The sequence below is a fragment of the Synechococcus sp. MU1655 genome (assembly GCF_023630655.1).
Lineage (GTDB): Bacteria > Cyanobacteriota > Cyanobacteriia > PCC-6307 > Cyanobiaceae > Synechococcus_C.
The window spans coordinates 1-4249 of record NZ_JAKUHK010000181.1; the positions used below are offsets into that span (position 1 = coordinate 1).

At 51.8% G+C, this 4249-nt stretch carries 2 protein-coding genes; both read right to left on the reverse strand.

Annotated features, from left to right (window positions below):
* Positions 1-403: 403 nt before the first annotated feature.
* A complete protein-coding gene (locus NCN04_RS08685) occupies positions 404-2245 on the reverse strand; it encodes a FecR family protein (RefSeq protein ID WP_250395823.1) in 1842 nt (613 codons plus the stop codon).
* A gap of 24 nt (positions 2246-2269) precedes the next feature.
* Complete coding sequence (locus NCN04_RS08690) at positions 2270-4168, reverse strand: CHASE2 domain-containing protein (protein WP_250395824.1); 1899 nt, start codon at positions 4166-4168, stop codon at positions 2270-2272.
* Positions 4169-4249 lie beyond the last annotated feature (81 nt).

The following is a 4249-nucleotide window of genomic DNA, read 5'->3' on the forward strand; positions in this document are numbered from 1 at the left end:
GTGGATTATTGCCATCTGTTTAGAACTTACTGCTAGTTACTCAGTCATGTTTCTCAAGCATTTTGTTGTTGGCTGATATGGAGTTTGCCTATTCATTTTCTTTGCGTGTCTTCAAGTCTGCGTTTCAAGGCTCCTTGCGCGAATGACTCGTCTATTCCCATCGATTCGTTCGCTGCCAAAAATTCCTTAAGGCTTGCTGGATCTGTTTGGTTGAAATTGATGTATTGCTGAATAAAGAGCTGTTTGTTGCATCTTGAATTTGTAGTTTACAGTTGAAATATCGAATTGTATGGCTTAATCGCTCTCAAAAATAATTGTCAATTCATTGCGTAGAAATTATCTTCTTTGCAAATGCGTTTGCGGCCGTTGCGATTTGCTGGTTAGAGATGTGAGGTCAGTCAAGTTAGGGGTTAATAATTTCCGGTGATGTTGGCTCAGTACCGCTAGTTCCTGCCGGAAAGTTTTGGCATGATGGTTGGCTTGGTGGTTCCGCACTGAAGATGATCGCATCAGGTCTAGGTCCGCCTACCGAGGTTCCTACGTAGTAGGCGAATGAGGGATTAGTGCCTCCTCCTCCACAAACGTATTGAACGGATATTGGTTGAGCCTGAGCTTCTTCTTCTTCTTCTTCTTCTTCTTCTACAACTTCTTCTTCTTCTTCTTCCTTCGGCAATTTGTTCTCCGGTACGACGAGGTTATTAGCGGCTCGTAGGCGGGGATAAGGTTTGCGTGCTGCAACAAGCCAATCTGATCCAAGAATCGCTAACAGCTCTTGATTCGGTAAGCCATAGAGCTCTTGATAGATCAAGCCGATGACGTGGCTTTCTGGCAAAAGGTTTTGACCGCTCATATTGTCGAGCACGAGTTGGGCAAATTGTTCTCGAGACATTGCATTACGGCTGAGTAGATTTCCATCAGCATCAAAAACAGCTTCTTCTCCGGATCGGAGGGTAATGCCTGATTCCTGATCCGAGGACTCATTGGCCAGAGCGCCAGACGCTGTTGTGATGAGTGGTCTGACCATGGACGCATCACCCCCTAACGCCAGCTGTATTGGACGACCTGTTTTGAATTCATTGAATTCAGCTGATTGCCAGGGAATTGGGGTAGTCCGCGTGGGCTGAATGTTGGGGTCGTTAACGAATCCTCCGTTGGTGCCGAAGCGATAGCTGATCTGCCCGCCGATGACGGTGTCAAGGAGCTCGTCGTATTGACCATAAGCCGAGAGGTTGACACTCTCGCCGACGGGAACGTTCAGTCCGATTCTGCCTCCGCCATAGGTGTTGCCGATTCCATGCATCACATAGGGAGATAGAGAGAGAAGAACAGATTGTTCACCAAGATCGATGATGGGAACTCCTATTTGACCGATTGCAAATCCGAGGTTGTTTTCGCAATCATCAATAGGAATCCCCCCTGTGACACCAAATTGCCAGCGTTTTTTCTGCCATTGCCCTCCGAGGGCGAGCTGGGAATGAACGCATTGAGACGTTTCCCAGGCGTCGTAGCCAACAAGAAGTGAGCTGATACTGCGATTGTTTGGGTTGAACCACTTGTATCCAAATTCAGTGCTCGCTCCCCAGGAGCTATCGAAATTGCTGCTTGCTGTGGAGTAGTTATAAAGAACTTTGCTGCCTTCGCTTTGACGGAGAGGTAAGAAGAAAGAGGCTTCCCCAAGGATGAGACCTGCCGCCTGCCCGAGTGTGCTCCCACTGGCATTGCTGCCCCAGGCACTTGAGCCAAAGCCGATCACAGGGTTGAGACGGGGGTACTGTTCAAGAATGTCTGGGCTGTTTTGATCGGTTTCTTGTAATCCTTGATCGGAGATGATTGCTTCGCCACTCAAAACAGAAAGGCGATACCCACCCTCATCCAGGGCACTCAGAACATAAGTTGTTCCACGAATTCCCAGCACCTTGGTGCCCAGGCAACTGTTTTGCGGCCCAGTAATGAGAACCTGGCCTTTGTCGAGCCGGAAGCACTCTTCTCCGAGTTTGATCAGACTGTTATTTCCAAGAAATCCAAGGGCACGGCGATCAAACAGCAGCTCCGCTCGACTCTTCCCCGTACTGAGTTCCTGACCATTACCTGCAGTTTGATCGACCCGAGCCGGTGTTTTGTCGATGAACACTTCCTTCCCGTCCAGGATCCGCCGGACCGTGGCGTTTTGAAAAGGTGCAGCCATAGCAGGCATGGTCAGGGACGAGACCGCCAGCAGACCGAGCAGGCTTTGGCGCAAATTCATCAGTTTTGATTCGCTACAGACCACTTAGGTGTAAGTGCCTGGCTTCTGCGACGACTTGGTGACGGTTTTTAGGGCGAACACACGTTGAGGCTCTTGTCCTCTGATCGGAAATTCACCGAGATCGTCCAGAGGCCATTGATTCTCAAGTAACTCTGCTACGGCTTCGCTCATCACGATTGTGCGGTTGCATTGCTTTGCGATTTGTTCGAGTCGACTGGCTGTGTTCACCGCATCTCCAATCACCGTGTAATCCATACGACTGCTGCTTCCAATATTGCCGCTCACGACCCATCCATAACTGAGAACAATGACTTGGGCCCAGGGCTCTTGTCCACTCGCAATCCACTCCTGATTCAGTTGTTCTAGGCGTTGCTGAATGGCGATCGCGGTTTTAACGCCTGCCTCTGCATTCGCGGCGCCGCTGCGTTGGAGTGGAGCACCAAAGACGGCAAGCGTTGCATCTCCGATGAACTTATCCACGCTGCCTTGCTGAGCATGAACCGCATCAACGATCTCGCTGAAATAGGTATTGAGTCGGTTCACGAGTCCGTGGACTTCTCCCTTCTCCGTCATGGCTTGCGTAAAAGCTGTGAATCCACGGATGTCGCTCATCAGCACCACGACATCGACAAGCCGACCTTGCAGTAAGACATCGGCATTGTCTGGTTGGTCTGCAATTTCAGCGGCAACCGCTGGGGACAGATAGCGACCCAGTGTGTTGCGAAGTCGTCGGCGCTGCCATTGCAGCTTCACAGTTGCGTCAGCGCTGGAGACGATTCCTGTGGCAAGGATGGTTAAAGCGATACTTCCGAGCGGCAGCACCACCCAGGCTTTGGTGACCAAAACCACCCCAATGAGGAGGGATCCGACGGTTGCGACCGCCGCAATGCCCAAGCGTTGCAAGGGACGTTCCAAACCGCTGATGGCAAGTCCCAAACCACAGGCGAGGGCCGCGAGGATGAGGTTCCAACCCGGGATGGGTTGCACAAATTGGAGGCTGCGTCCTTCCAGATGGTTGGCAACTTCAGTGGCATGAAGTTCAACTCCCGGCATTCCCACGGCGCCCGAGAAGACGCTGCGGTGTAGGTCTTGAAACACTGCTGCTGTGGGACCTATCAGCACTACTGCATCTTGGAGTTTTCCTGATTGTTGGAGTGCGGCATAGGCCTTTGGCTCAAGCAATTCCCAGATCGAATGTGTGGGGATGGTGCGCGGTGGCCCATAAGGTGCCAGCAGTGGGATTCCAGTTTTTGGATTAGCCGGTGGCTTTTTCAAGATCTCTGATGCCATACCTGGCGGTACAGCTGGTCCAAGTTGCTTGCGTAAATTCAGGCTGGTGATGCCTGGGGGTTTGCGTAATACACCATCAGGATCTGGGCGGCCATTGAGTAGCCCACGTCTGATCAAAGGATGTGCGTCTTTCAATGTTGGGGTGAGGTCGAGCAAAGAAAGACCGGCGACAGGCCCTTCGCTGCTCAGGGCCTGCACGCCTAAAACCACGTGGTTGACGTGACGTTGAAGGCTTGCCGCAAAAACAGCGTCGTCTTCCCTTCCATGACTACTTGGGGTATCAAACAACAAATCGAATCCAATCGTTTTGGCCCCGCTTTCGATCAGGCGGTCCAGCACCAGTGCGTAGGTGCTTCGAGGCCATGGCCATTCACGCAATTTTTGAAGTGCCGGGTCATTGCTGAGATCGGCGTTGGCTGCCTGTTGCAGGCTGAAATCGTCAATGGCGACAATCATCACTTTGTTCGGCACCCTTCTAGGACCGGAAAATTCCAGAGCCCAGTCCGTGAACCACAGTTCTCCCTGGCGCAGTGCGTCTTGTCCGACTCCGGCTGCAATCGCGATTCCTCCGCTGAGGATCAGGATGGCGCTATTTGTTTTGAGCCAATGTTTGACCCCACTCACAGGTTTCATGTGTTGCTAGAGCCTCACTGGCGACAACGCTCCTCGATTCCGGCTAATTGTTTGGCGGCAGTCCGGAAACAGCCTGCTTCG